This is a genomic window from Desulfosporosinus sp. FKB, assembly GCF_002196705.1.
Classification (GTDB): domain Bacteria; phylum Bacillota; class Desulfitobacteriia; order Desulfitobacteriales; family Desulfitobacteriaceae; genus Desulfosporosinus.
Map to the genome: position 1 here is coordinate 473,616 of NZ_NADJ01000039.1, position 26,517 is coordinate 500,132.

At 41.9% G+C, this 26,517-nt stretch carries 25 protein-coding genes; 8 read left to right on the forward strand and 17 right to left on the reverse strand.

The features are described 5' to 3' along the window. Positions 1 to 7: 7 nt before the first annotated feature. From B5Y67_RS20995 to B5Y67_RS21010, 4 genes are all read right to left on the reverse strand, one after another. Positions 8 to 454 carry a DUF3788 domain-containing protein gene (locus tag B5Y67_RS20995; RefSeq protein WP_088228325.1) on the reverse strand — a complete coding sequence of 149 codons (447 nt, stop codon included), beginning with the start codon at positions 452 to 454 and terminating at the stop codon, positions 8 to 10. A 475-nt stretch (positions 455 to 929) separates the two neighbouring features. After that, positions 930 to 2,714 carry a methyl-accepting chemotaxis protein gene (locus B5Y67_RS21000; RefSeq protein WP_088228326.1) on the reverse strand — a complete coding sequence of 595 codons (1,785 nt, stop codon included), beginning with the start codon at positions 2,712 to 2,714 and terminating at the stop codon, positions 930 to 932. 431 nt (positions 2,715 to 3,145) lie between these two features. Then, positions 3,146 to 3,784: a nitroreductase family protein gene (locus B5Y67_RS21005; protein ID WP_088228327.1), complete on the reverse strand. Its 639-nt coding sequence runs from the start codon at positions 3,782 to 3,784 to the stop codon at positions 3,146 to 3,148. 20 nt (positions 3,785 to 3,804) lie between these two features. After that, positions 3,805 to 4,497, reverse strand: coding sequence for a DNA alkylation repair protein (locus B5Y67_RS21010; RefSeq protein ID WP_088228328.1), 693 nt, complete (start codon positions 4,495 to 4,497; stop codon positions 3,805 to 3,807). 442 nt (positions 4,498 to 4,939) lie between these two features. On the opposite strand from B5Y67_RS21010, the gene B5Y67_RS21015 reads away from it, so the two are divergent. Then, entirely contained in the window at positions 4,940 to 5,251 is a 312-nt protein-coding gene (locus B5Y67_RS21015) for a methylated-DNA--[protein]-cysteine S-methyltransferase (RefSeq protein WP_088228329.1), read from the forward strand. 162 nt (positions 5,252 to 5,413) lie between these two features. On the opposite strand, the gene B5Y67_RS21020 is transcribed toward B5Y67_RS21015, so the two are convergent. Beyond that, complete coding sequence (locus tag B5Y67_RS21020; protein WP_088228330.1) at positions 5,414 to 5,947, reverse strand: DUF1456 family protein; 534 nt, start codon at positions 5,945 to 5,947, stop codon at positions 5,414 to 5,416. Between the two features lie 251 nt (positions 5,948 to 6,198). On the opposite strand from B5Y67_RS21020, the gene B5Y67_RS21025 reads away from it, so the two are divergent. Continuing rightward, positions 6,199 to 6,567 (forward strand): hypothetical protein, encoded by a 369-nt coding sequence (locus tag B5Y67_RS21025; protein ID WP_088228331.1) that lies wholly within the window; start codon positions 6,199 to 6,201, stop codon positions 6,565 to 6,567. Between the two features lie 331 nt (positions 6,568 to 6,898). Continuing rightward, the gene (locus tag B5Y67_RS21030) at positions 6,899 to 7,171 is read left to right on the forward strand and encodes a hypothetical protein (RefSeq protein WP_088228332.1); all 273 of its coding nucleotides are present in this window, start codon (positions 6,899 to 6,901) and stop codon (positions 7,169 to 7,171) included. Positions 7,172 to 7,298: 127 nt separating this feature from the next. Here the strand turns inward: B5Y67_RS21030 and B5Y67_RS21035 are convergent, their stop codons facing one another. The 4 genes from B5Y67_RS21035 to B5Y67_RS21045 all read right to left on the reverse strand — a co-directional run bounded on the left by B5Y67_RS21035 (position 7,299) and on the right by B5Y67_RS21045 (position 10,775). Continuing rightward, positions 7,299 to 8,141 carry a site-2 protease family protein gene (locus B5Y67_RS21035; protein WP_242976066.1) on the reverse strand — a complete coding sequence of 281 codons (843 nt, stop codon included), beginning with the start codon at positions 8,139 to 8,141 and terminating at the stop codon, positions 7,299 to 7,301. A gap of 539 nt (positions 8,142 to 8,680) precedes the next feature. Continuing rightward, positions 8,681 to 9,598: a ketopantoate reductase family protein gene (locus B5Y67_RS21040; protein ID WP_088228333.1), complete on the reverse strand. Its 918-nt coding sequence runs from the start codon at positions 9,596 to 9,598 to the stop codon at positions 8,681 to 8,683. A gap of 36 nt (positions 9,599 to 9,634) precedes the next feature. Beyond that, positions 9,635 to 9,760 carry a hypothetical protein gene (locus B5Y67_RS26280; protein ID WP_282432801.1) on the reverse strand — a complete coding sequence of 42 codons (126 nt, stop codon included), beginning with the start codon at positions 9,758 to 9,760 and terminating at the stop codon, positions 9,635 to 9,637. A 367-nt stretch (positions 9,761 to 10,127) separates the two neighbouring features. Next, positions 10,128 to 10,775, reverse strand: coding sequence for a flavodoxin family protein (locus tag B5Y67_RS21045; RefSeq protein ID WP_088228334.1), 648 nt, complete (start codon positions 10,773 to 10,775; stop codon positions 10,128 to 10,130). 219 nt (positions 10,776 to 10,994) lie between these two features. On the opposite strand from B5Y67_RS21045, the gene B5Y67_RS21050 reads away from it, so the two are divergent. Both B5Y67_RS21050 and B5Y67_RS21055 read left to right on the forward strand, forming a co-directional pair. Then, the gene (locus tag B5Y67_RS21050; RefSeq protein ID WP_088228335.1) at positions 10,995 to 11,933 is read left to right on the forward strand and encodes a DMT family transporter; all 939 of its coding nucleotides are present in this window, start codon (positions 10,995 to 10,997) and stop codon (positions 11,931 to 11,933) included. A gap of 74 nt (positions 11,934 to 12,007) precedes the next feature. Further along, positions 12,008 to 12,832, forward strand: a complete 825-nt coding sequence (locus tag B5Y67_RS21055) for a hypothetical protein (RefSeq protein WP_088228336.1) — start codon at positions 12,008 to 12,010, stop codon at positions 12,830 to 12,832. Positions 12,833 to 13,211: 379 nt separating this feature from the next. Here the strand turns inward: B5Y67_RS21055 and nuoB are convergent, their stop codons facing one another. From nuoB to B5Y67_RS21090, 7 genes are read right to left on the reverse strand one after another with little or no spacing between them, the layout of a single operon-like run. Continuing rightward, positions 13,212 to 14,072, reverse strand: a complete 861-nt coding sequence (gene nuoB, locus B5Y67_RS21060; RefSeq protein WP_088228337.1) for an NADH-quinone oxidoreductase subunit NuoB — start codon at positions 14,070 to 14,072, stop codon at positions 13,212 to 13,214. A 31-nt stretch (positions 14,073 to 14,103) separates the two neighbouring features. Beyond that, positions 14,104 to 15,813, reverse strand: coding sequence for an NADH-quinone oxidoreductase subunit C (locus B5Y67_RS21065; RefSeq protein WP_242976067.1), 1,710 nt, complete (start codon positions 15,811 to 15,813; stop codon positions 14,104 to 14,106). Between the two features lie 27 nt (positions 15,814 to 15,840). Beyond that, positions 15,841 to 17,313 (reverse strand): hydrogenase 4 subunit F, encoded by a 1,473-nt coding sequence (locus tag B5Y67_RS21070; RefSeq protein WP_088228338.1) that lies wholly within the window; start codon positions 17,311 to 17,313, stop codon positions 15,841 to 15,843. 9 nt (positions 17,314 to 17,322) lie between these two features. Continuing rightward, positions 17,323 to 17,982 carry an NADH-quinone oxidoreductase subunit K gene (locus B5Y67_RS21075; RefSeq protein ID WP_088228439.1) on the reverse strand — a complete coding sequence of 220 codons (660 nt, stop codon included), beginning with the start codon at positions 17,980 to 17,982 and terminating at the stop codon, positions 17,323 to 17,325. Between the two features lie 7 nt (positions 17,983 to 17,989). Continuing rightward, a complete protein-coding gene (locus tag B5Y67_RS21080; protein WP_088228339.1) occupies positions 17,990 to 18,946 on the reverse strand; it encodes an NADH-quinone oxidoreductase subunit H in 957 nt (318 codons plus the stop codon). A gap of 35 nt (positions 18,947 to 18,981) precedes the next feature. Then, the gene (locus tag B5Y67_RS21085; RefSeq protein WP_088228340.1) at positions 18,982 to 21,039 is read right to left on the reverse strand and encodes a proton-conducting transporter membrane subunit; all 2,058 of its coding nucleotides are present in this window, start codon (positions 21,037 to 21,039) and stop codon (positions 18,982 to 18,984) included. A gap of 43 nt (positions 21,040 to 21,082) precedes the next feature. Continuing rightward, positions 21,083 to 21,631: a TetR/AcrR family transcriptional regulator gene (locus B5Y67_RS21090; protein WP_088228341.1), complete on the reverse strand. Its 549-nt coding sequence runs from the start codon at positions 21,629 to 21,631 to the stop codon at positions 21,083 to 21,085. Positions 21,632 to 22,119: 488 nt separating this feature from the next. Between B5Y67_RS21090 and B5Y67_RS21095 the strand changes: the two genes are divergently transcribed. Beyond that, a complete protein-coding gene (locus B5Y67_RS21095) occupies positions 22,120 to 22,428 on the forward strand; it encodes a carboxymuconolactone decarboxylase family protein (protein WP_088228342.1) in 309 nt (102 codons plus the stop codon). Between the two features lie 408 nt (positions 22,429 to 22,836). Further along, on the forward strand, positions 22,837 to 24,138 hold the full coding sequence (locus B5Y67_RS21100; RefSeq protein WP_088228343.1) for a homocysteine S-methyltransferase family protein: 1,302 nt from the start codon (positions 22,837 to 22,839) through the stop codon (positions 24,136 to 24,138). A 58-nt stretch (positions 24,139 to 24,196) separates the two neighbouring features. Here the strand turns inward: B5Y67_RS21100 and B5Y67_RS21105 are convergent, their stop codons facing one another. Next, on the reverse strand, positions 24,197 to 25,081 hold the full coding sequence (locus tag B5Y67_RS21105; protein WP_088228344.1) for a LysR family transcriptional regulator: 885 nt from the start codon (positions 25,079 to 25,081) through the stop codon (positions 24,197 to 24,199). Between the two features lie 154 nt (positions 25,082 to 25,235). On the opposite strand from B5Y67_RS21105, the gene B5Y67_RS21110 reads away from it, so the two are divergent. Then, positions 25,236 to 26,471 (forward strand): MFS transporter, encoded by a 1,236-nt coding sequence (locus B5Y67_RS21110; protein WP_088228440.1) that lies wholly within the window; start codon positions 25,236 to 25,238, stop codon positions 26,469 to 26,471. Positions 26,472 to 26,517: the final 46 nt, after the last annotated feature.

The following is a 26,517-nucleotide window of genomic DNA, read 5'->3' on the forward strand; positions in this document are numbered from 1 at the left end:
CTGCCAATTATTTGTGTTTGATTTTTCTCTTAATATTAATGAGTTTTTGAATATCTAACAGTTCATTGTCATCTTCCAACCGATAATGTACCCAACCGCCTTCACCACATGGATAACGATTTTCCCATAATTCCTTTGTTTTAGGGAGCATATTATTTAACTCTTGAGATAATCTTTGCACTTCACTCTTACCTATTGTAATTGTAACGGTAAATGAATCTTTTTCAAAAAACACATAACATAAAAGTTTATTTTTGTGGCTATATTTATATCCCCACCCATAGTTGTTACCGAATGGGAATTTTAGCTCACGTATTATGTCATAATTATTATGCAAAAATGTTTCAAGTTTTGTCAGCCTCTCAACGGCTTCATTACCTAACAGCATATTTATTTCAGAAGATGAAGGCATCATCGTCTTATCAAGGAATCTTTGGGTCTTTTTTTGACACATAGTTTAATACCTCTTTATTATAGGTGTCCACAGCTGGTAATTTCATCCATTACTACTTGGATAATACTCAAAATTCAAACCATATTCAGTGTTAGGAGCATACCCAGCATTCGGTGGAGTTTTTTCAAAATATCTGTCCAAGCGTCCTCTGCTGTCATAGTCTGTTGCACATTAGCTATAGCACAATTAGTTCCTGGTATGCACTTATAGCACGCACCCGTTGGTATTTTATACACATTACGTCCAATATCATCATCTCCCTCTGGTCAATAAATAGTCTTCGCATTACCCATAGCGACTTAATCAATAACATTATAAATTTAAGTTTGCGAATTTACCAATAATGGTGACACCCAATGAGAATAAACTAAACGAGGCTTTTTGGGGAGTACACACGAGGCGTAAAGATTGGTAGTCCAAAAAAGGACTGAAATCAAAATTCAGTCCTTTTTCCTGATTGTATTCATACAACAGATTAAACTTGAAACGTTTCTGTAGCAGCTTTTAGCTCTTGGGCCATATCAGAAAGCATTTTGCTCCCTGTTGCGATTTGTTCTATCGAAGCAGCTTGTTCTTGTGTAGATGCAGAGACCGTCTGTGTTTGGTTCACGATGGTTTGACTCACCCTATCCAGTTCTTGAATTGCATCGACAATTTGAGTGCTTCCAGACGCTGTACGCTTTATTTCTTCAGAAATTCCCCGTATTTCAACAGATGTTGAACTCACTAGTTCACTGATTTCTTTAAATGTTTGCCCGGCACTTCTTACGACATCCATACCCGCAGACACCTCTTTGGTCCCCTGACCCATGGTTGTTACCGCTTTTTGAGTGTTACTTTGAACCGCTGAAATTAATTCCGCGATTTGGTGGACAGCTTGACCGGATTGTTCAGCGAGCTTTCTTACCTCTTCAGCTACTACAGCGAACCCTTTACCTTGTTCTCCTGCCTGTGCCGCTTCAATAGCGGCATTCAGTGCCAGTAAATTGGTCTGTGAGGCAATACCCGATATCATTTCCACAATCTGGCTTATCTCTTTCGACTCGTCGCCCAGTTCTTGTATGACTTCTGCAGAGGCACCCACTATTTTTTCGATTGTATTCATTTGTTCAATCGTTTGGTCAATAGCATTACTTCCCTGGAGAGCTGCTTCAGTGGCTTTTTCCGATGTGCTCACAACTTCTTGGGAATAAGATAACATTTTATTGATGCCATCCATAATGTTGCTAACAACCTCTCTTGATTTTTCGACGACTGCAAGCTGCTTCTCAGTTCCATGGAAGACATCAGTTATCGCCAAGGTAATTTGGTTGGATGCCTGAGCCGATTGCTCTGCTCCAATACTCAGTTCGTTTGATGTCGAAGCAACTTGTTCTGACGATAAACTAACTCTTTGAACAAGTTCTCGTAATTGTTTTGACATTGTGTTCAAAGAGTTACCTAAACGCCCAATGGCATCGTCGCCTTCCGCTTTAATTTCAGGAACGTTAAGTTTTCCATTGGCAACTTGAATAGCAGTTTCCGCCATCGGCTCTAGTTGTTTTGTTAATTTACGGTTAACGATCAATGAGAAGCCTATGGAAACAAGTATTACCAATAACATTCCTGCAATTGTATACGTAATCGATAATCGATTTTCCTGATCTACTGACGCTTGGCGCTGAGCTATTGTCTTTTGAATATCATCCACATAATTTCCTGTTCCAACGATCCATTGCCAAGGCTTAAACTCCAATGTATACCCTCGTTTAGGGTATTGAGTCTTATCATTGGGGTCTGCTTTGGGAAACCAATAATTCACATAGCCTCCACCAGCGATAGCGGCTTTTCGGATCTCCTGAATATAGTAAATACCCTTGGAATCTTGGGCATTATTTCGATTGGTTCCTAAAAGTGATTGATTTGTTCCATGAAAAACACAAAGGCCGTCGATAGTGTCTCCCCAAAAATAGCCTTGATTCTTATCTCCATAACGCATCTGTGTCATAACGGTTGTCGCCAGATATTTAGCCTGTGCTTCCGTGAGCTTTCCTTGCTGCTCTTGAGCATAAATCCCATTCAAGATACTAATGGCTTGCTGTGTTACAAAGCGAATATTTTGATCATAGCTTTCATTAAGAGCCTTTGTATAAATGTCCATACTATTTTTACTGTTCGTTTCAGTTTTATAAATGTTTATTGTGCCAACTCCTATGGCAACTAAAACAGATACAATAATTAAGGCTAAGATATTTCGGTTAAGTTTTTGTCGCTTGAACATACTACGGCTTCCTCTCTGTTACAGTTAGTTGTATGTATTATTTATTTGTTATGCATCTCTGATATTCTCTGGATATTCAACATTTTTTTCATAAATCCTCTCTATTTTGTCAAAATGAGTCTTTTTCGGCATAATCGGTTACAATTCTGAAATATCAAAATTCAGCCTCCATTTCCTATGAAGCTGTATCTCCACGCTACTTTATAAAGTAACCGCAGGCAACATTTATTACTGAAAGTTATCTCCTGGATATTGCTCAAAACGAAAAGGCCCGTATGGCAACGGGCCTTGAACCTGGCAAAACCTATATTGTTGGGATTAATGGGCCATTTACGATAATATCGGCCACACTTCTACACTAACAGTATTAGTGTACCAGGAGGTGTCGCAATGGGAACTGTTGGTAAATGACCTTTTACAATTAATCATATCTAAATAAACCAAGTCGTTACTTCTTCAACTGAAGCCATTGCTGGCTGAGGTGGATTTTGAGCAGGATATCCTATTGCACAACCATCCAATCTATACTCACCCATAGAGAGATTTAACAAGCCGCAAAACTCGCTGTCCTGCTCCATTTGGCTCGTTATTGATACCAGATGGAAGCCAAGTCCGAGCGACGTGGCCTTTAACCACATGTTTTCCATACAGTAGGAGATGGACTGGTGCTGTACATCCGGAATACCTTTCTTTTCAGCAACGACTATATAATATGGCGCGCTGCCGATACCTAAAGGACCTTGTTGTGCGGTCATTTCTAAACGTTTCAGAAATCCTTGACCTTGAGTTTGCAGAAATGGATTGGTATCCAGCTGTGACTTGAATTGTTCGGCAAGGACAGCAGCCTTCTTTTTAACAACGTTCGCTAGTTGAGTAAGGAGCTGATTATTACGAGAAATTACAATAAATTTGCGCCCATCCTTTCCGGTGTTAGCTAAGGCGGCAAAAGGTGCTAAGACACCTGCCTGAATAATTGCCTCAATATCCTCCTTAGCAGGTGTTTCGGCAGTAAACATACGAATTGAGCGGCGGGATTTCAAGACTTCATCCAAATTTTGATTGCTAGGCATTTACTATTCCTCCTTGGGCCTTATTTTACTTTCAGTGTCCGCAAGTATGTCTTTGTTTCGTCGCTGATCCGGTAACTCTCAATCGCCTTCTGGATAGCTTTATTGTGCGTCCACTTCTCCAAACGCTGTTCCTGAATATACGGCAAGGACGCTTCATACTGCTTGGCCAATGCCGTTGCGAAATACCAGGCGATCATCATGTTGACATAGTATTCGTCCGACCGGAGACTCGCCACAAGCTCAAGCATCTCTTGCTGAAAAGCATCATCGAGATAAAAGCTCATCAGCATTCCAATCCCGAAGCGCACCGTATAGGTCCGGTCGGATAACAGCCAGACTTTGATTTTTTCGAAGAGTTCGGGCAGATGCTTTTTAAATATCTTTGGTGAAATCAAGTCACAGGTTGCCCAGTTGTCTATGTACGGCAGAAACTCATCAACAGCGGCAACAACGGCATTATAATCCTTGATCGTTTCAATCAGGAAGCCGTGCAGGTTATTTTCCTCATAATACGCGTGCGGCAGGATTTTAAGAAACTCCAAAGCCTCCTGCCTTTTGGAAAATTCCCTGGCGAGCTTCCGCAGATCCGGCGTGCGGACGCCGATCACGGTTTCCGGGTTCACTGTCGGCATAAGTTTGCTCGCAAACTCTTTGTATTTTAGATCCTGAAGCTCGAATAACCGACGCCGGATCTCTTCTTCAATATTGCTCATATCATTCTACCCTTCATCAACGAATGTTATAATAACCGGAACTAATCAGCCTGATCACATTAACCGAATAATTGCTTAGAAAACAAGCCAAGGGCTATTCGATAGTTCATCCAATCGTAAGGCTCCCGCTTCTCCTAGTGGAGTGATTTTCCTACCTTGCTTCAGTGGGGGAGAGTCCATCCTTCAGCGCGATAGAATTTGTTATGGGCTAGGCGCTTTCCTCAATCAACGAAGCACCGATGTTCAGCTTTAGCTGAACGAGTACACTATGATACAATAGAAACGAAAAAAACGCAGCGCTACCATTCGTTATTTTACCACAACAAGAACGAATTCGGAACTGGTGTTCGGTAATAATTTGGGGGCGGCTATTCATCTCGCCGCCTAAAGAGAATAGGAGTCTTCTCGCCGCAAAAAGATAGAATTGGCCAGGTGAATTAAATTGAACAGAAAAGAATTTTCTAATAAAGTTTATGATATTGTCAGGGATATCCCCCCTGGTAACGTCGCCACTTATGGAATGATCGCCGTTTTATCAGGTTACCCACAATGTTCAAGAATGGTTGGGCAAGCATTGCATCATGCCCCGGATTCTCACGACATCCCCTGCCATCGGGTTGTGAATCACCAAGGTCGTTTAGTTCCAGGATGGACAGATCAAAAACGGCTCCTAGCCAACGAAGGTGTTCACTTTAAAGAAAACGGATGCGTGAATTTAAAAAAGTATCTTTGGGACTTTGTATCAAAGACTTAACGCACTTGAAAATAAATATGGCCTGATTGTTTAGCCTCCCCGTCAAAATTGTCGATAGACATATCTCCTGCCTCATGGGCTTTGCTGCCAAAAAGGAACAAATCTATGGACCCCTCATCGAAGAGTATGCCCTTGCTCCTTTCTAAAGAATTCGCCGTTAATCTACCCTCTGTATTTTTTCGTTAATCCTTTTAAGAAATTTCGAGCATACTTATCGCCGCACTCTTTATAATTCTTATGCCCTTCTCTTCGCAACAGAGCTCCCAGTTCTCCTTTTGTTACGATAATTCCTGTTTCGGCAAAGATATCTATCATCTCTTCACTTGTAAGGGAGAGCGCTATTTTCAATTTCTTAAGCAGGATATTATTAGGATTTTCATTGTTCTTAAGCCCCGTACTTTCAGAAGACTCTGGTTTTTCATCCTGCTTTCCTCGCTTATATGTAATTAAACCATTTAAGAATGACTCTAACATACTATTTTTGCATCTGATTCTTTCTTCCTTAGATTCCACATCACCCTGATCTTCAGCCGTATCATTATGACGATAAGGGTTCATTGATTTAATGAGCATCTTTTTTACCAAGTCTTCCGTTAGTTCAAGGCCGCCAAGCTTGAATATCTCGACCATCTCAGTATCTCTTAAATTTAGCGCATATCTTATTCTAACTAAAATATCATTATTATCCATCGTAATCCTCCTAAATCTTCCCTAGACTATCCATTATAGCATGAATATTTGATCAGCAGAGCTGACGATACCATCACCATCAGAGAGTTTTTAGTGAAAAATGTTTTCGATAAAACATAACCTATCGACAGCCCAGTTACCAAAAGGTAACTGCCCCCACTTAAACTTCCGAAGTTTCTGTCTTAACGTATTATGCCCCTCTATTTCCATATACTAATCCAGATAATATGTTAAAGACAGAGGAGTGCACAAAAATTATGACGATAAATCTAACAAATCCAATTACAGAAAATCTGACGATCGAACAGCTTGCGGGGCAAAATGATGATTGCTTTGGTAAGCGTACCGGGTATGAGGTTATTGCCGATGACGAAGTTTTTGCTCTTATTCCCCAAGCTGAGGAAGAAGAAACCGCTCAAATTGGCGAGATTGTAACGGTCAGTTCCTTTGGGTTACCGAGAAGAGCTCAGGTAGTAAGGGTACTATCCGGCTTCGAAGACGACTATACAGATCAACGAATTATAGAAGGAAATGAAGTTATATACAAAGTTCAAGAATATACCTACAGTCAAACGGAAGGTAAAAAAGAGTATAGTTATGAGATTAAGAAAGAGATTTTAAACTGAATATCGAAAACTCCCAATCAACCCAACGCAAAGATGTGAACGAAACCCTATTCGATCCTATTAGCAGCCACACGCCGGGCGTTATAGACGAGCGTTATAATATTCTCAAACTATACAAATATAACTGCAAAATTTAACTGGTAAATTGTTCACTAAAAAGCAACTAAGTACATATCTTAAGAACGTGCGTGAGTTTGCATTCTTTTTACAAAAATTTTACACCAGTTATCTTGAGAATTAACATTATTCCTATAGAATTGATTTAGGCAATCCGTCTAACCTCTTTTAGAAAACCCCATTCCAATTAATTGGTTAAGATTAAGGAGGAACTATGTTTCTACATTCCTGTAAAGAACTATCCCAATTATCTCATGAAATTGATCGACTTTGGGTACCCGAACTACGCGCTGCCAGTGATAAGCTGACATTTAGCGCTATTAAGGAAAAGATTCTGGAAATCCTGGGAGATTTATATGGTGAAAACTCCAGGGAATTTAGAGTAGTCAAGCTGACTAATTCGCCGGCCACTGTTGTTAAAGTAGTAAACCATATTATTGAGCGAAACAACCAGAGCTCATCCCATATTAATGTAGTTAACATGTAAGTTATACGAATAATTCATGGAGTATCAGAAATCAAAAAGGCGTTTTCCTCTCACTGTTGTCAAAGTGAAAGGAGAGCGCTTCTGTTTCAGTGTGCCAATTTGTATGGTTTGGCTGAGGGATCTCTAATTAAAATCTTCTATATGTCTCAAGTATTTGGAGAGTATACCAGACACCTGAGCCTAAACCGGCAAGCAAACCAAAGTAGAGAACTGCAAAAATATTCCGTGTTTCAGGCGATACTTCGTAGAACTCTTTTTCGGTTCCTTTCCAGTGTTTATAGATTTGAATACCCCCTAAGATGATGATCAAAACGAGAATTGGATTGAAAGAGGTAATGGTAAAATAAATCAAGATCGGTATTCCGATCAACCATAAATAAGGCGAAATCGCAGTAGTTACCCGGCCTCCATCCAGTGGATGAACCGGTATCAAATTAAACAGGTTAAGAAGAAACCCCGTATAGGACAGTGCTAAAACAAGTTTAGAGCCGGTAGCTAGATAGAAAAGAAATAATAGTCCCGCAGCCAAGGAACCTGCAAAAGGCCCTGCATAACCAACTTGAGCATCCATTTTAGCATTGACAGGAGGTTCTTTAAGCTGTATTAAAGCACCGACAAAGGGAATAAAAATTGGTCCTGAGACCGGCAGTCCTACCCATTTGGCCATAATATAATGGCCCATTTCGTGGGCAAAAAGTAAGGCGACAAAACCTACGGCATACATCCAGCCAAATGTCCAGGCATAGATCACGATTGTAATAAGCATTGAAAAAGCAGTTGTCCCAAATTTACCAAGCTTTAATAAAACAAAGACAAATTTAAGCTTTGGTAAAACCAATAATAATCCTGCTTTGAATTTTACCAATAGACCTATGATGACAGCAATTACACCGGCTAAACCTTTTTTCTTTTTGGGGGATAGTTCCGGAGGTACATAATTTTGTTGTTCAGCATGTACGTTGCTATCCATTTTCTTCTCCTCTCTAATAGAGAATATTCTAAGGTTAGTACTTTGTAAGGCCATTAAGTTTCTAATCCGAGAAATATTCTTAATTCAGACTTACAGTCTGACCATAACGATGCTAATGGATCTATAAGCTTCTTTAACTCATCCCATTTTAGAAAAAAAGAATATGAATTGCGTTTAAATGTCTAAAGGCCAAGTACCCTGCCAATTGATTCTTTAAACTTTCCGAAATAATAAAATCACGATAATTTGTAGCTGTTGTCATTTAAAAGTTTGCTATGCCAATGATTACCGCTTGGAAGATTGCCATCAATGTTTTTCCCGATGATTTTAAAAATACAGGTACTTGGAAAAGGCATCCCCTCGATCCAAGTTAATCAAATCAACAGGAGACTTAAGGTGATGAGTAATTGACCTAATAGAGAGAAATACTTATCAGGGGAGCAGCCTTGAGAGCAGCTCACTCACATAATCAACTCCCAATATTTTACTTTATTATAGATATTGTATCATCTGCGATCAGGCTTGTCATTTGAGGCAAATCAATATTGAGCTTCGATTTCTTTTATCCGCCGATAGAGTTCTTGGTTTACTGGTGTTGCTGCACCGTATTTTTCCCCTAACTCCAAAACTGCCCCAGAAAATAATCCCACCTCGCTAAAACGTCGGGCTTCCATGTCCTGCCGCATGGATGGTTTGCCTTCCGGATTTAAGGTATCTAAGAGATTCAGCCAATAGGTTAAATCCGTCTCTGTCAAATTAATGCCTTCCTTTTCGGAAAGAACCATAACTTCTCTCATAGCGGCAATCATTGTATCTCTCGCCGCACCCTCTTTTTGAATCCCGCCATAGTTGCTCTCATACACCGCAACAGTTTGGTTGACACCGACATTGAGCATAAATTTACCCCACATGCGCCGGTTCATATCCGTTACTGCTTCAAAGGGTACCGCCATGCCTTCGAAAAATTGAGCAGCCCGTTTCACTCGTTCTGAGATGAGCCCCGGTTCGCCTTCGCCAAAGACCAGCATCCCCATATGGGCATAAGTTAATTGATTGCCAACTTTTACGGCATCCATGCCCTGGGCTACACAGTAGAGAATTTTGTCCATCCCGTAAGTCTGCCCGATAATTTTTTCGCTGCTAATTCCATTCAGTGCCGATAAGATGATCGTATGTTCCCCGACCTGATTTTTAACGGCTTTGACAGCATCCTGCAAACCATTGTACTTGACGGCAAAGATCAGCAGATCGGCCGGCTCTCCTTTGTCCTCAGGTGTCAGATAATTGAATCGGCAGCGCTCACCATTGCAATAAAGAGAATCCCTTTGATACCTTCGAATTCTTTCTTGATCAGCAATAATGCTTAAATCCCCTTGGGGCATTCTCTTGCTCAAATGATGGCCAAATAAAATTCCTAAGGCTCCTAAACCGATAATTGATACCTTTTTTATCTCCATAACACAATAACCTTTCTCTCTATTAATATTGTATGTTTAGTTCCCAATACTTCGATCCACTAAATATTGCATAGCTGGGAACTTATCAAAAAAAGCTCGGGCCAGCTCGTTCCGGGCTAAGATGTCTTCCTCCGCCAAAGTACAAAATACACAATCAGGCATCTTACTTCCCCTTGTTACTTTCATCACTCTTCCTTTTTCGCCGGATCTTCCTAAGTTCCCTCCCGCCAATCGCTAATTTTCTCAAAATAACAAAATGGGACGCCATTATCAGGTGAATTGCGTCCCATTTGTTAATTCTATTCGTTTAAGTTCTATCCGAAGAATTAAGTTCTTGCAGAAAGATAAGTTCTTACAGATTATTATCTCTGAAATGGCTATCGAGTACGAAAAGATCTAATATAAGCATTTAGAACCTTCCACCTGGCCCTCAATAACATAAGTATTAATAAAGAACTATTTTTCCTTCTATGCAGAAGTCCAAATGAAATGGGTTGATAATTATTGATTACTGACTAATCCCTTAAATTTAGCTCCTTGCTAAACGAACTCCCATGTCAAAAGCTTTCTGGCAATCAATTGGGAATCGTTCGGCTTTCACTTGAGCCTTGTGTTTGACATTAAACATAGATGCCTCGTACTTGGAATAATCATCAAATTGATAGGTATCCGCAGAGATCATGAATTCAGAGGGTCCTCCTAGTAATTGCAGCATGTTTTTGTTAGGCTGAAAGACATTTTCTTCGTATTTTACTTGTTGCATAATTTCCTCGGGAACATTCATGGTATAGATAAAACCCGATGCTAACTTACCTTGGAAAACAGATCGATGTCCTTCATTATAGGAAAGGTTGGAAAATAACAGGCGTTCCAAAAAAGCACGTATCTCGGCGGTAACATTCCCAAAATAGATGGGGGAGCCGATGAGGAGGACGTCGGCTGCTAAGACTTTCTCAAGAACATTTTTTAAATCATCTTGTACGGCACAATGTCCGGCGTTCTTGATGTTTTTCCGCTTACAAGCAAAACAGCTGATACAACCTTTAAAATTCAAGTCATATAAATGTACGATCTCCGTTTGGGCTCCGACCGATTCAGCACCTTCAAGAGCTTTATGTAATAGCGTAGCAGTATTCCATGTTTTTCTTGGACTTCCATTGACAGCAATTACTTTCATGGTATCTAGTCACACCCTCTGTTGATTATTTTAGTTAGTTAATTATACTCTCAAACAATCAATTGACAAAATAGTTCTGCCGCTGATTTGTCTCAAAGGCGAGAATAATGCCTCGCTCAATGAACAACTATTTGCTTCTCGTTCCTTGATATTTTTCAAGCTTAGTCTATAATTGGTTTATTATTTGAATCTGAAGTCAGTTTGAGAGGAGCGCTGGTATTGTCTGATAAAAAGGTTCACCTTTTAATGGTGCTGACATCTATTTTTTGGTCGGGTGCTTTTATTACCGGTAAAATAGCCGTAGGAGAATTTCCACCCTTTGCCCTTACATTCTTTCGTTTTCTCTTTGCCTTACCATTTATTTTCGCAATTCTCTACCTCCGAGAGCCCGGCAACCGCATACCCCGTGGAAAACAATGGCTGCCGCTCCTTCTGCTCGGCTTCATCGGGACATTTTGCTATCACTCCTTATTTTTCACATCCTTAAAATATACCTCAGCTATAAATTCATCACTTATCGGGGCTATGAATCCCATAGTCACAACCTTTTTAGCCGTATTGTTCTTTGCTGAACGATTAACGCCCTCCCGGTTATTGGGTTTGATCTTATCGTTTTTGGGAGTTTTCTTTGTCATTACCAATGGAGACCTGCAATTAGTTTCTCAAATGCGTTTCAATAAAGGTGACATTGTTATGCTGGTTGCCGTTTGTTGTTTTGCTGTTTATTCATTACTCAGCCGCCGTTTTATGAAACGATATAACTTATCTCCGCTGATGGTAACTGCTTATACTTTTTTGATCTGCGTTATCATTTCTTTCCCATTCTTCTTGTGGGAAAAGCCTTCTGCTTATCTAGCTTCAACCTCAGCCAGCGGCTGGCTTTCTATCCTCTATATGAGTGTCTTCGCCTCAGTGCTGGGCTATCTCATTCAGATGGTCGCAATTCAACGGATTGGGGCCCCTCGAACAGCTATTTTCGTGAATCTGGTACCGATCTTTACAATTATTCAGTCTGTGACCATCTTAGGCGAATCTGTCACTCTCTTTAAACTTCTAGGAGCGGCCATCGTCATTTCAGGCGTTTATTTAACAACACGGCCTGAAGCAAAAAGCATGTATACAGAACGCTCTAAGAGCAGCTCTAAAAATATAGCCTAATTGAATTTCGTTTAGGATTCTTGTAAAGTTAAAGTTTTCCGAAAACATTAAATTGAACTATGAGAGAGATTAAAATGGAACAATTATTAGCCGGAGCCCTTAAAATCAGCTTCCTTGAATTAATCAGTCTTGTCGGACCGTTGCTTGTCATCGGACTGATATTAGGCATCCTGGAGCGTAAAACAAACCAAAATTTCTTCGCTGCTTTTGGCTATAAAGGAATTTTGGCGACTGCCTGGCTGGGCACTCCGGTGCACGAACTGGGACATGCTTTAATGTGCCTTATTTTTGGTCATAAAATTACCGACCTGAAATTACTAAAAATTAATCGCACAAATGGTACCCTCGGGTATGTCTCTCACTCCTATAATCGGAGGAGTATCTATCAATCGGTTGGCAATTTCTTCATTGGCATAGCACCTCTCCTCAGCGGGATTGGCGTTCTGTTTCTTTGTCTGCACTTTTTCTTACCAAATTCATTTAAGACCTTTGAACTTTATTGGAAAACAAGTGGACTGTCTCAACCTTCCGACCTGACTTTTTTCAAAGAATTTTTCAAGGGCACTCTTGTTCTAATGAAGAGTCTTTTTACCCTAAATCATGTATTAAGCCTAAATTTCTGGATTTTTTTGTTCATTGCCATTTGTATTTCATCTCACATGGCCTTAAGTTGGGCAGACATTGAAGGAGCAGCTCAGGGACTCCTTGTTCTTTACTTAATGCTCTTTATGCTTTCAATCCTCGGGACCTCTCTGGGTTTTAATACCTACGGTTATATCGAGAAGGTAACCCATTACACTACCTATATAGTCGCTCTCTCAGAGTTGGCTTTAATCTGTTCCTTATTAAGTTTGGGATTAAGTTTTATTCTGTCTGCCGCCAGGAAAATTAAGTTTTAAACATCAGGAAAGAATTTAAACAGAGTTTTAATCTTTCGGCCGCAGCAGTGAACTCATTCAGCTGAAGGATGGACTCTACCCCCGCCGAAGCAAGGTATAGAACCACTCCCACTTGTAGAAATAGGAGTCATACGATTGAATAAATGCTATTCATATAACATCAAACGAGGAAGGGAAAATCCGGCTTCATCGAATCCGAGCGGCTGTGAAGTTGGTCTCACTTATACCGAGAAAAGCATTTAACCGATGGTCATAATTCCTGATCGAACAAAAGAGCCGTTGAAGAATGAACGTTTCGTTCTTCAATGGCTCTTTCTATATTATTGATAAACCCAATTGTTGAATTCTCTTTATTTAATTCTCTCTATATTAACTCTCTTTATTTAACTCTATCTATGGCTTTCAGGATTCCATAGATGATCGCCTGCGGTCTCGGGGGGCATCCCGGAATATAGACATCCACAGGTACCAATGAATCAATGCCGTTATTTGTGGCATAAGTATCTCTGAAAATTCCTCCGCTGCAGGCACAGGCACCTACGGCGACAACAAGCTTGGGATCAGGCGTTGCTTCATACGTTTTAACCAAAGCCTGCTGCATATTTCTGGTTCCGGTTCCTGTTACCAACAACATATCGGCATGCCGCGGCGAGGCAACAAAGCTTATCCCGAGCCTTTCCAGATCGTTAAAAGGATTATTCAAAGCATTAATTTCGTAATCACAGCCATTACAGGATCCGGCATCAACCTCCCTGATTTGGAGACTTCGGCCAAAAATCCTCTTGATAGTTACTTGTAGATCGCTGCAAATAGTTTCGTAGGAGGTGTTTGCTAAATTATCTTCTTTAATTATAGCAGTCTTATTAATAGATTCATCGTTGTTCTTATTACTTAAAGGCGTATCACTTAAGGCATTAGTACATAAAGCATGACTATTCAGCGTTACCTTATCCCTTACGGCCAGTTCAAATTTATTAGTCGTTTGGACTGCACCAACCGGGCAAATCTCCTCGCACAGAATACAAAAGATACACTTTGCGTAGTCGATGCCAATGCTCCGGGCACTTTTATCAAGGCCAATGGCATGAGAAGGACAATGTGAGGCACAGTCACCGCAGAAATTACATTTCGCCGTATCTATCTCCGTTTGGCCCAGAAACGAAGCGGGAGTAAGGCTTCTATTGGGATAATCCTGCGTCAGCCTTGGATATTTGATAATTTTTTTCAAAGTATTGAACATATCTATCTTCCTTGCTTTATATTAAAATTCACTATAAATCGTTTCCGGCATAGGAAAGATTGAAACTCTTATTAATCAGAGGAAAATCCGGGACAATATTTCCCTTAACAGCATGGCAGAGAGCAGGCCAGTTGCAAAAGGAAGGAGTTCTGATTTTATACCGATAAAGGGTATTATGCTCTCCGGTCATCACCCAGTGAATATTTTCGCCTCGCGGAGCTTCGGTTAACCCGAAAGCGAACCTATAGGGTTTGACCTCCGTGATTGGTTCACAAACTTTCCCCACAGGCATCCCTTCAATAGCCTGAATCATTAAGTTAATCGCTTCAAAGCTCTCTTCAATTTTGGTATTCATCCTGCAGTTGATATCACCATTGTTGTGTTCCGGGACCTTAAATTCCAAGTTTGGATAAGCCGCATAGGGGAACGCTTTGCGAACATCGTAACGTATCCCTGATGCTCGTCCTCCCGGTCCGACAGCATTCAGATCCGCAGCTATTTTGGTTTCCAGGATGCCTGTGTTTTCAACTCTGTCGATAAACATACTGTTCGATTTGATAATAGTCACGGTGTCTTCAAGTTCGGAACGAATGTTTAACAGCAGCTCAATCAGCTTAGCTTCCTTACCGGAGACGAAGTCCTTTCTGACTCCGCCCAATTTATTGACACTTCTTAAAAACCGCATACCGCAGAGTTCATCAGCGACGGAATAGGCCCAGCCTCTCATCATTTGAAACTGAAAGTTGGCAAAACCGTAACCTGCGTCGAGACAAATTCCGCCAAGGTCACCTAAGTGACTGGTGAGTCTCTCCAGTTCAGCAAAGAGAACTCTGGTATAGGCTGCTCTAGGAGGAATCTTCGTCTCAGAGATTTCTTCAATCGCCTGACAGTAGGCCAACGAATTGGCAAAAGTCTCATCCCCTGAGATCCGTTCGGCAATGAATAGGCACTTTTCCATACTTTGACCTTCAGCTAATTTTTCAATCCCTTTATGAACATAATACAACTGCGCTTCGAGATTGATGATCGGTTCACCCGCAACACTAAACCGGAAGTGACCGGGCTCGATAATCCCGGCGTGTACCGGACCGACGGGGATCTCATAAACACCTTCGCCCGCTACTTCCTGAAAGCGGATTTTTTCCCGAGCAAAATCCGGCTTTTGCCCAAGAGCAAAATCCTTGCGCAGAGGATACGCTCCTTGGGGCCAATTGCCGTGAAAGACGAGTCGTTTAGCATCGGGATGCCCAACCGGCACAATTCCGAACAAGTCCTGAATTTCACGTTCATACCCTGAGGCAGCGTGGACATGATTGCTAATCGAGGGTATCTCCATAGTTTCTGGGTCTGCTTTAGTTTTGATCACTAGAAGCATTCCCTCTTCTCTAACCGCAAAGACATAATATACGGCATAGCCCGCTTGGAAACTTCGTTCGTCATTGGCGAACATTAAGACGAGCGGACAGCCAAGTTCCTGAATATAGCAGCAAATCTCTTTGATTTTTTCCAAAGGTGCTTCAAGATAATAGACATTATCCTGTTCCTGCGAAAATTTATCGTCGTGATCGCTGAAGCTGACATGCTGCCAATTATCTTTATCAGTACCCAATGTGACTTGGGGATTATTAGTTGATCGTTTCGCAGTCAGTGGAAAGGCGATCTCTGAAAATTGTTGGCCGGAAAAAAACCTGAGAGAAAATTTACTCTCAAGATTCCCTTTTAAGTTCGATGTCATCACCATTCGTGCCCTCCTCTTCCCCTCATACGCCTATGTTCCAAGAATGATACCTTGAGCCTTTGTGATAAGTTCTTTTAGATCTCCCGGCAGATAAAGTCCGCTGACTGCAATGCCAACCAGCAGAATGACCAGACAAACGGTCCCCGGAAGATTTACTTCACCGGCCTGCAAGTTCTCATCACCCGGCTCACCGTAAAAGATCTTCAGTAACGTTACGGCAATCCCGGCAAATACTGCGGCCAATAGCAAGACAAAAATTACCCCAACCCATTTGTAGGGTCCGTTAAATACAGCAACCACAATGCTGAACTCACTGGCAAAGACACTGAAAGGCGGAGTACCGGCAATGGCAAACAAGCCCAGCAGGAAGACCGTCCCCGTTACCGGCATTATTTTCAGGACTCCCTTGAGCTTGGAAATCTGTTTGGTGTCATATTTTTGTAAAATATTGCCCGATGAAAAAAACAGCATTGATTTGGTCAGAGAGTGGTTGATCATGTGCATAAGCCCTCCGAAAACAGACAAGGGAGAGTATAACCCCATGGCAACAACAATAATTCCCATGTGTTCGATACTGGAATAGGCCAGGAGTCTTTTGTAGTCTTTTTGGGTAAGGATGAAGACGGCCGCCGTGGCAATGGATAAAATTCCAATACCGATGAGAAGCCTTCCGGTAAAAGTGCTGCTTCCCTGATTATGATTGACAATGACTGCCGCACGAATGATTCCGTACAGCGCAGTGTTCAAGAGGACCCCAGACAGCAGGGCACTGATTGGAGAAGGGGCTTGACTATGAGCGTCGGGAAGCCAGTTATGCATCGGAGCAAGACCGGCTTTCGTGCCAAAACCAATCAGAATAAAAATAAAGGCCAGTCGTAAAACAGAACTTTTCAGCGAAGCTGCCTTAGCATATAGAGCAGTCCAGTCTAAAAATGAGCTGCTGTTCAGAACACCGGCCGAGGAGAGATGAAGCAGGATGATCCCCAGTAAGGCTATGGCAATTCCCACCGAACAGAGAATCACATACTTCCAGGCAGCCTCCAAAGCATGTTTATCATTATAAAACCCGACTAAAAATGCTGAAGATAAGGTTGTAGCCTCAATAGCAATCCACATCAGACCCATATTTTTTACCGTTAAAGCGAGTACCATTGTAAAAATGAAGGTATACATCAGACTATAATAGAGGCCCAGTCTTTCCCGTCTAATTTTATCGTGCTTAATCTCCGCCTCTAAATAACCTGGCGTAAAAATGGCTGCCATAAAACCAATGATCAATACAATATCCAAAACAATCATGCTTAAAGCATCGACGTAGAAGAAGCCGCCGTAAGAAGCGTATTGGACACTGCCGTGAAGCAGCACCTCACGATTCAGTCTTAAGGCCAGGATCAGCAGCAAACTTGAAGCCCCAACGCTTATGGCATGCCGGAATTGGCTTTGTTTGACGGTTAATAACAACAGAACTGCAATTAAAGGTACGATCAGGAGTAAAATGCCCATCTTTATATCTTATCCTTTCAGGTTATTCAGTTGATCTGTATCAATGGAGTCAAATTTTTCATTGATACGAAACGTCATAACACCCATAATCAACACAAAGGTAAGAAGGTCAATAAAGATCCCCAGGTCAACGATAAAGGGCATCCCTTGAGTTGAGTACATCGCGGTGATATAAAGACCGTTTTCGATGACCAAAAAGCCGATGATCTGGCCGATCGCTTTCTTACGACTGATCATAAATAATAGACCAATCCAAATCACAGAGACCGAGTTGACAAGCTGCATGTTTAAAACGTCCTGACTAATCCCGTCAACCCCTGACAAGGTGAAGTAAGAAAACACAACGAGTCCGCAGCAGAGCAGGACGAGGATAGGAATATTTAAAATGAAGTCTTTTTCAACTTTGTAGCTGACATTCTTATAAGTTTTGTTCAACATGTTAGGAATATAAAGAACCTTGAGGATCATGATGAGCAGGCACACCACCAGAAAATCCCACCGTCCCTCGCTCATCAGACTTCGGAGCCCCATGATGCCGGCGGCTAAAGCTATCAGGAACGACTGAATCCGAAAGGTTTTAATGTAGGAATTGATTCTTTTATTAGCCATCAGGACGAAGGAAGATAATAAGATTAAGACCGATAGAGTTTCTAACAAATTAGAATTCACAGCCAAATTAGACATGCTTACCTCCCAGGATCAAAAACTGTAAAACACCTAAAAATGCAAGAATAAAGGACAGGGCGGCCAGATTAGGAATGCTGAAAAGTTTTAATTTTACCGTATTAACCTCAATAATTCCCATGGCCAAAGCCAGCAGGATGACCTTTAGTAAATAAATAAGAAGTGAAAGGATCAGAGCCCCCAAACCCATGAACCCAATCATCTGATCTTGGGGGATTAAAATATTCACAAACAAAGTCATAAAAACAAGCTGTTTTACTGCGGCACCGTATTCTAATAGAGCCAAATGTCTCCCAGAATACTCCAGAATCATTGCCTCATGAACCATTGTTAATTCCAGATGTGTTGCCGGGTCATCAACCGGTATGCGGCAGGTCTCGGCAAGGATAATAATTAATAAGGCCAGGCCTACCATGATATAGACCGGATGGGCTAAGGGAAGCCCAACTTTCTGAACTGTTTCCATGATCTGAGGCAGCGAGGTTGAGCGGGAAATAAGGGCAACCGTGAACATCGAGATCAGGATAGACGGTTCAATGAGCGCAGAAATCATGGCCTCCCTGCTGCTGCCCATTCCGCCAAAGGTACTTGCCGTGTCCAGAGCTGCAATCATCAGAAAAAACCTGCCGAGGGCCAAGATGGAAACAACCATAATAAAATCTCCAGGAATTTGCGGCGGCAGAATCTTCGTCGAAACAGGAACAAGCAGGGCCGCAGCCAGGGCTGTCGCAAAGACAATATAGGGAGTCACATGAAAAATCCACGAAGAAATGTTCGAAACGACGGGCTTCTTTTTAACGAGCTTGTATAGATCAAAATACATCTGCAAAACTGAAGCACCTTTTCTTTTTTGGCTCAAGGCCTTAACCTTTTTGATCAATCCATTAACGAAAGGTGCAACGAGTAAAATGACTAATAATTGAATCAAGAGGTAAACAATACTGTTCACTGCGCAATCTCCCCCTTCCTAACAAACTTTAATCCTTAAGCAAAGCGGTTATATAACATTAACAACAAGACCAGTGCAAAAATGTACAAGAGATAGTTGTGAATACTGCCGGTCTGAACTCTAAACTTTGTCCTCTTGGAAAACCTGAGAAGCGCCCTATAAAGAGGTTCATACAGGTAATCTTCAAAAATCGAAGTAACCGTGGTGGAATACATGATCGATTCCGGATGATACATCGAATCCCCTTCGACAATCGTTTTGCGGACCGGTCTGAATAAGGCCCTAAAGACAATCTTAATCGGTTTAGAAAAACCTGTAGCACTATACTGCATGCGGGAATTCAAAGCCTCAAAGCCACAATCCCAAGTCCCATATCGACGTTCGATGTATTTTCCGCCCACAATTCTAATCACGATGAGCGCAAGAAGAATGATGGCACCCAAAGCGAGGATAAAAGCAAGGGGAGATATGCTGTTGACTGAGATCGTTAACGGGTAATAGGCCAGCATAAACCCTCCTTGAAGCTGACCGTAGATGGAACCGCCGCCTACACTAAAAACGACCTTGTCCAAAAGCTTAATCATCGTTAATGGAAAAAGGCCAATGCCCAGACAGAGGGCTGCAAGTATTCCCATCCCTAGCGTCATCGTTGCCGGAACGTCTTGGGCTTTAGCTGCTTGCTCGCTTCGGGGCAGACCTAAAAAAGATATGCCGAAAAGTTTGACAAAACAGGCTGCAGCCAGAGCCCCTGTCAAAGCAAGTGCTGCCACAGCTAAAACAGCTAAGAAATTAAGTCCGATATGTTCCGGAAGGATATTAGCAAAAAGCGATTGATAGGTCAGCCATTCACTGACAAAGCCATTGAATGGAACAATAGCCGATATTGCCAGCGAAAAACACAGGACAAACAAGGCTGTAAGCGGCATTGTTTTAATGAGGCCGCCTAAATCCTCGATATTTTTAGTATGGGCTGCATATTGAATAGCACCGGCACCGAGAAACAAACCGCCTTTAAACAATGTATGGTTAAAGGTATGCAAAAGAGCGGCCGTCAGGGCCAGCCCGCCGACAATTTGATGATGCTGGGCAAAGGCGATAAAAGAAACACCCAAGCCGATCAGGATAATCCCGATATTTTCCACGCTGTGAAAAGCTAAAAGCCGCTTGATGTTATGCTCCATTAAGGCATAGGCCACGCCGAGAACGGCAGACAGAACGCCGAGAATTAAGATCACAATTCCCCACCAGGTATTTTGGATACCCAGATAACACAGCACAAAACGAACCAGTCCATAAATTGCCGTCTTAATCATGATGCCCGACATCAGCGCCGAAACATTGCTGGGGGCCGCCGGGTGGGCGTGAGGCAGCCAAATATGCAGCGGGATAACACCAGCCTTCGTTCCGAAACCAATCAAGAAGAGCACAAACACAATATTTTTAACTATCCCAGGGATTGCCATCGTGTTTGCGTTTAACGCAAAGGACTTTGTATAACTATAAATGATAACAAACCCAATGAGGAGCAGGGCTGTGGCTATATGAGTCATGACGATATACACTGTCCCTGCTTTGGTGTTTTCCTCTTTCTCTGCTTCGAAAACTACTAAAAAGTAGGAAAACAGAGACATGGCTTCCCAAAATATGTAGAAGCAAACTGTATTGGCTGAAGTCAGGACTCCGATCATCGCAAGAATAAACATTGTATATAACAAATTAAAAAGTCCAATATTTCTTTTTCCGTTGTAATGGGAAAGATAGCCGATAGAATAGATGGAAACGCTGAACACTAAGACAGATAGGGCCAAAACAAAGAACGCCGAAAGGTTATCCAGGTTCATCTCTAGAGATATGAACGGGATGGCGGACGATAGGTTAATCAGTTCAAGAGGGTTAACTGCAAACAGAATTTTAGCCACAGCAGCTGCTCCTCCCAGACCGGAAGCGACAATACAGAAGGCATTTACCAAGAAGCTGCCGGTCATACCGGTTTTATCCGGTTTCCTGAAGAAATAGATAAGAGCCGAAGCAGCGGCACCCAGTACATACAATAAAACAGACATCAAAAATAAATTGCGCACATATAGCTCCATGAATAATTAGACCTCCAAAAATTTACGGATTTTCTCTTGGTACTTAGCAAATCCCCTTCCAGAAATTTTCCCAAATCTCTTCCAAATGAACTGTAACATTTTCAGCTTGATAGATAATGACGCTTGATAAGATGCCATGAATCAAAGCCATATAGGAAATTGCCACTGTTTCCGGATTTTGATTGCGAATAATCCCCTCCTTCATATTGGCCCGAATGATATCTTTGACGATTTGAAAGCGCTCCTCAGATAAGGTATGTATTTTGGCAATCAACGTTTGCGCAAAGGCTTGCGGCGGAAACAAAAGCAACCTTTTCCAAAAATACAGCTTCGTTTGAGATCTATCGTAATAATTCAAAATCATAAAAAACATGCTTTTCAAATCCCGATAGTGCTCATTGATTTCTAAAAAATATTGATTGATCTCTTGATCAATCACCTCATACAACAGCTCCTCTTTACTGGCAAAATGAGCATAAATAGAGGCTTTTTGTATCCCGACTTCACTTGCCACTTCGGATAAGGAAAACTCGTTTCCTTTATAAGCAAACAATTTGAAGGCAGAATCCATAAGTCTTTTCTTTGTTTCCATTGCAGCAACACTCCTGACTAATTGCCTACCAAACGTTAGGTAGTCCTGCAAAGTATAGTCTTTGACCTTTAATCTGTCAATGTAGTCGTGATTAATTTTACTAATACTCGGTTAATATCTCATTTGATGTCGATAACATGATTTGAAGCCTTGTTTGGAACACTTTTAAAACTGAAGTGTCAGTGAACTCGTTCAGCTAAAGCTGAACATCGGGGCTTCGGTGACGAAAGTGTCCTGTGGACACTTTCGCCGAAAGCGCCTAAGCCATAACAAATTCTATCGCGCTGAAGGATGGACTCCCCCACCGAAGCAAGGTATGGGAAACACTCCCACTTGAAGGGGGAGTCTTACGATTCGATAAATAACGGATACCCTTTTCCGACACTCGTTCTTATTTTAGGGGATAACAAAGGGGTTCAAACTTATTATGGCTTCCTCCAGTTCTGTGATAAACTAATTAAAATCAAACACATAAAGGAGGCATTTTCATGTCACTACCTATCTATCTAAAGTTTTTAGAAACCAGTGATCCGGACTTTGCTCAGGCGATTGAAAAGGTTTTTGCATCAGCAATGGCACCGGGGGCTTTGGATCAAAAGACAAAACTATTGATTGCTCTCGCTTTGGATGCTGCTCATGGGGCGGGTCAAGGAGTATCATCGATTGCCAATCAACTAAGGGCCCAAGGGACTAGTGATGCTGAGATCGCCGAAGCTTTAAGGATTGCTTATTTCGCTTTTGGAAACTCTATTTTAGTAACATCAGCAGCAGCGTTTGCTAACAATGATAAATCCTGATCAACAAGTTCGTTTTAGCTATCTGAATAGTTTTCTTCAGCTCGCGCTTGCTGCGTAACAAGAAACGGAGATAAGCCGGAAAGTTTACAATAATTTAATAATTAGAGTCTAAATTTAGAAGAGGAAGATTAGATAACCTAGTCTTCCTCTTCAGCAATTTTATAGAGACAACATGAAAGTCCAACGAAAATTACCGGATCCATCGTGACCTTTTCTGATGAAACTATTATTAAGTTGGAGCGAATATAACGAGTCAAAAAATGAGTGAACTCGTTTAAATGGGAGCCACTTCCACTTGAAGTGGAAATCTTACGATTGGATCAAATATTAGTTGCCTAAAGAGGCAATTTTAGTTAGTATTGAGGTTATTGATGACAGTAAATTTAATCTATGAAGGGGGTTAAATCCTTGCATGACTTTCTGAAATCAATTCAAGAAAGGGTTTTATTATATGATGGCTCTAAAGGAGTTATGCTCCAAAAGAAAGGCCTAAGCGGACATGAGGCTTCCGAAGAGTGGAATTTATCGCATCCGGATGTTGTGAAAAATCTCTATGCCGAATATCAGCAAGCCGGCTCAGACATAATTCAAACCAATACATTTCCGGGCAACAAAATAACTCTGGGCAAACATGGCCTGGGGGACAAAACCTCTGAACTTGTGGCAGCAGGCGTTAAATTAGCACGGGAGACTGTTGGCAGCCAAACCTATATAGCTGCATCGTTGGGCCCTACCGGTTCAATTATGGAACCTGCCGGTGATTTAAGTTTTGATGAGGCTTACAACGTCTTCCAAGAATCCTTAAAAGCCATCGAAGATGCCGGAGCAGACCTTGTGAACTTTGAGACCTTTATTGATTTAAATGAATTAAGGGCGGCCATTTTGGCAGCAAAAGAAACAACAAAACTTTCAATTATTGCTTCGGCGACCTTTGAAGCCAATGGACGAACAACCTTTGGTAATTCACCGGAAGCCTGTGCCATCGTCTGCCAGTCCCTCGGTGCTTCAATCGTTGGGGCAAATTGCTCAGGTGGTCCGGAAAGTTTAATTGAACCTATAAAACGGATGTATTCTGTTGCCTCCGTTCCTCTTTGCGTAAAACCTAACGCCGGCATGCCGGAGCTCATCAAGGAAGAGCTGGTTTATCGTCAAACACCGGAACAATTTGCCTCCTATACTAAAGACTATCTGGAAAATGGCGTCCGGCTTATTGGCGGATGCTGCGGAACTACTCCGGAATTTATTCGCGAACTAAGAAAATCTCTTACCAGTCTCCAAATCCCGGAAATCAACCTAAAATCCGCGCCAGCCCTTGCGTCAGCCTTTAATCATCTCGTACTTTCCCCTGACCAGGAACACACAGTTAAAAGGCTATCTCAAGAAGAGATGACTTCAGTAATTGATGGTAACTTCTCTGGCTTAGCCCGCGAATGCCGGTCCGATGCTTTTGATTACCTCCTGCTGGACTTTGGGAATATCCAAGAAACCTTTGATCTTGAGGATTTCGCCGGCCAATTTGGATCATTTATTAGAAAACCGGTGATGATTAAAGCCAAGTCTCCAGAAATCATTGAACAATTCCTAAGATATTATCCCGGGAGAGCAGGAGTTGTTCTTTCGGCGGACTCCAGCGTCTCGCTTTCTCGCTTGCAGCATTATGGTGCAGTAATCGTCAATGACAGCTTAAAACCAACAGACGGATCTTTTTAGATCCGTCTGTTGGTTTAAGGGAGATCTTTTCTCTCCCTTAAGCTTCTATCAAGGGAACTTATTTTTCATGGAGAAAATGCTCCATCACAAATTCTTTGAAACGCTTGGCGGCAGGTGAAAGGTATCGTCCCTCGACCCAGGCCATTCCTATGACCCTCTGGCATAGAGGTGCTGACACATGGACTTGGGATAGTCCGCTCATATCAAAGGCCTTGACCTTGGGAATAAGGGCAATCCCAAGTTTTGCCGCCACTAATCCCATAATCGTTCCAATCTCTTCACCCTCAAAAGTTACCTTGGGGGTAATTCCTGCTTCTCGAAAAAGCCGATCAGTGATCTCGCCTAAAGATAATTCTTTTTTATAAGCAATGAAGGGCTCTTCCGACAACTCTGCGAGTTTTACCGTCTTTCGTTGGGCTAGAGGATGTTCACGAGGGACAATTAGAATAATCTCTTCGGTGAACAGCTGAATCCAATGGACATTTTCATGGGCCAAAGGCTGGGAACAAAAACAGAAATCAATATCCCCGGTCTCTAATTGATCTATGACTTGATTTGTTAAATTTTGATAAAGCATGAAGCGAATACCCGGAAAATTTTTGTGAAAGGTGCCTAATAAATCCGGAACAAGATTTGAACCCTGAGAATGAATGAATCCCAAAGAAACGCTGCCTTGGGAAGGATCAATCAAATCCTGAATTTCTTGCTGTCCTAAAGTAACTTCCTGAATCGCGCGGTTCACTCGATTAAGAAAGATTCTGCCATAGCCATTTAGAACTACTGTGCGTCCCTGTCGTTCAAACAAGGGAACACCCAGTTCTTCTTCAAGTCTGGCAATCGAGCGACTCAGCGCCGGCTGGGAAATATTCAAGGTTTCTGCGGCTTTCGTAAAGTGCTGCAGTTGAGCTACAACTTGAAAGTATTGAAATTGTGTCCATTCCATGAAAATTGCCTCTCCGAAATCATCTAAATTACTGTCTTATTATTCATTACTGATAGTTATTAATTTAATGCAAATTATAAATTAGACGTAATAAGGTGTCAAGGTGTAGGATAAGTAAGCGAAATAATTATTGGAGTGAACTTTCATGAATGAGATGCCTTACATTAAGAAAGGAACAAAGACCTTTCGCAGAACAACCTTAGCCATGTTTTTCGGTGGTTTTAATACCTTTGCCATTATGTACAGTACACAACCACTACTGCCAGTGTTTTCCCGGGAATTTCATATCTCCCCGGCAATAGCAAGTTTATCCCTTTCTTTAACAACCATGGCTCTGGCCATTAGTATGCTTTTTGTTGGATCCTTGTCAGAAGTCAAAGGGCGTAAGCCGCTGATGATTTTTTCTCTCGTTTCGGCTTCGGTTTTAGCCATGTTCACTGCTTTCGTCCCAAATTATCATATGCTTCTTCTCTTTCGCGTTCTTCAGGGCATCGTTCTGGCAGGTTTGCCCGCTGTAGCCATGGCTTATCTCAGCGAAGAGATTGAACGTGGGGACTTAGGAATTGCCATGGGGCTCTATATCAGCGGAATCTCAGTTGGCGGGATGAGCGGCCGGATTATTATTGGAATCCTGACTGATTTCTTCAATTGGCGGGTGGCTCTTGGCACCGTTGGGATTTTAAGCGTTCTGGCCAGTTTGCTTTTCTGCTATCTCTTGCCGCCATCAGAACATTTCCAACCACGCCCACTGGAAATTAAAATGCTGACAAAATCCATGATTGACCATCTGAAAGATCCCAGCCTTCTTTGTCTATATGGAATTGCCTTTTTTATTTTAGGAAGTTTTGTAACACTTTATAATTATATCGGCTTTCAATTAATGGCCCCGCCCTATTCCCTGAGTCAAACAATTGTTGGCTTTATTTTCATCTTATATATTGTCGGCACGTTTAGTTCCACTTGGATGGGCCGTCAGGCAGATATGCACGGCCGAAACAAAATGCTTTGGATTGGATTATTGCTTATGGCTTTAGGAGCTTGTCTCACCCTACAGACATCTCTGGCCATTAAAATTCTCGGGATTGCATTCCTCACCTTTGGGTTTTTTGGCAGTCATTCCATCGCCAGCAGCTGGGTTGGCCACCAAGCCATTCGTGACAAAGCCCAAGCCTCATCGCTCTATCTCTTTTTCTATTATGCAGGTTCGAGTACGGGCGGAACCGTCGGCGGTACCTTCTGGCAAGCATTTGGCTGGGGGGGCGTGATTAGTCTAATCTTAGGTTTCGTAAGCTGCGCTTTCCTGTTGTCGCTTTACCTGAACCATGTTGCTTCCAAACACCAGCAGCTAAAGACGAATCTTACTCCCAGAAAACAAACAGTTCATGTGTGAAAAAGCAGTCCACACTTTTACCTATCGGAGCATATGATGGACTAGA

Coding starts and splice junctions, on each gene's coding strand:
- B5Y67_RS26280 (WP_282432801.1), bottom strand. CDS start 9,760: ATGCCTGATTGTGTATTTTGTACTTTGGCGGAGGAAGACATCTTAGCC.
- B5Y67_RS21090 (WP_088228341.1), bottom strand. CDS start 21,631: ATGGAAACAAAGAAAAGACTTATGGATTCTGCCTTCAAATTGTTTGCT.
- B5Y67_RS21000 (WP_088228326.1), bottom strand. CDS start 2,714: ATGTTCAAGCGACAAAAACTTAACCGAAATATCTTAGCCTTAATTATT.
- B5Y67_RS21055 (WP_088228336.1), top strand. CDS start 12,008: ATGGAACAATTATTAGCCGGAGCCCTTAAAATCAGCTTCCTTGAATTA.
- B5Y67_RS21035 (WP_242976066.1), bottom strand. CDS start 8,141: ATGGATAGCAACGTACATGCTGAACAACAAAATTATGTACCTCCGGAA.
- B5Y67_RS21095 (WP_088228342.1), top strand. CDS start 22,120: ATGTCACTACCTATCTATCTAAAGTTTTTAGAAACCAGTGATCCGGAC.
- B5Y67_RS21030 (WP_088228332.1), top strand. CDS start 6,899: ATGTTTCTACATTCCTGTAAAGAACTATCCCAATTATCTCATGAAATT.
- B5Y67_RS21045 (WP_088228334.1), bottom strand. CDS start 10,775: ATGAAAGTAATTGCTGTCAATGGAAGTCCAAGAAAAACATGGAATACT.
- B5Y67_RS21105 (WP_088228344.1), bottom strand. CDS start 25,081: ATGGAATGGACACAATTTCAATACTTTCAAGTTGTAGCTCAACTGCAG.
- B5Y67_RS21010 (WP_088228328.1), bottom strand. CDS start 4,497: ATGAGCAATATTGAAGAAGAGATCCGGCGTCGGTTATTCGAGCTTCAG.
- B5Y67_RS21005 (WP_088228327.1), bottom strand. CDS start 3,784: ATGCCTAGCAATCAAAATTTGGATGAAGTCTTGAAATCCCGCCGCTCA.
- B5Y67_RS20995 (WP_088228325.1), bottom strand. CDS start 454: ATGTGTCAAAAAAAGACCCAAAGATTCCTTGATAAGACGATGATGCCT.
- B5Y67_RS21040 (WP_088228333.1), bottom strand. CDS start 9,598: ATGGAGATAAAAAAGGTATCAATTATCGGTTTAGGAGCCTTAGGAATT.
- B5Y67_RS21025 (WP_088228331.1), top strand. CDS start 6,199: ATGACGATAAATCTAACAAATCCAATTACAGAAAATCTGACGATCGAA.
- B5Y67_RS21070 (WP_088228338.1), bottom strand. CDS start 17,313: ATGGGCATTTTACTCCTGATCGTACCTTTAATTGCAGTTCTGTTGTTA.
- B5Y67_RS21110 (WP_088228440.1), top strand. CDS start 25,236: ATGCCTTACATTAAGAAAGGAACAAAGACCTTTCGCAGAACAACCTTA.
- B5Y67_RS21085 (WP_088228340.1), bottom strand. CDS start 21,039: ATGGAGCTATATGTGCGCAATTTATTTTTGATGTCTGTTTTATTGTAT.
- nuoB (WP_088228337.1), bottom strand. CDS start 14,072: ATGTTCAATACTTTGAAAAAAATTATCAAATATCCAAGGCTGACGCAG.
- B5Y67_RS21065 (WP_242976067.1), bottom strand. CDS start 15,813: ATGGTGATGACATCGAACTTAAAAGGGAATCTTGAGAGTAAATTTTCT.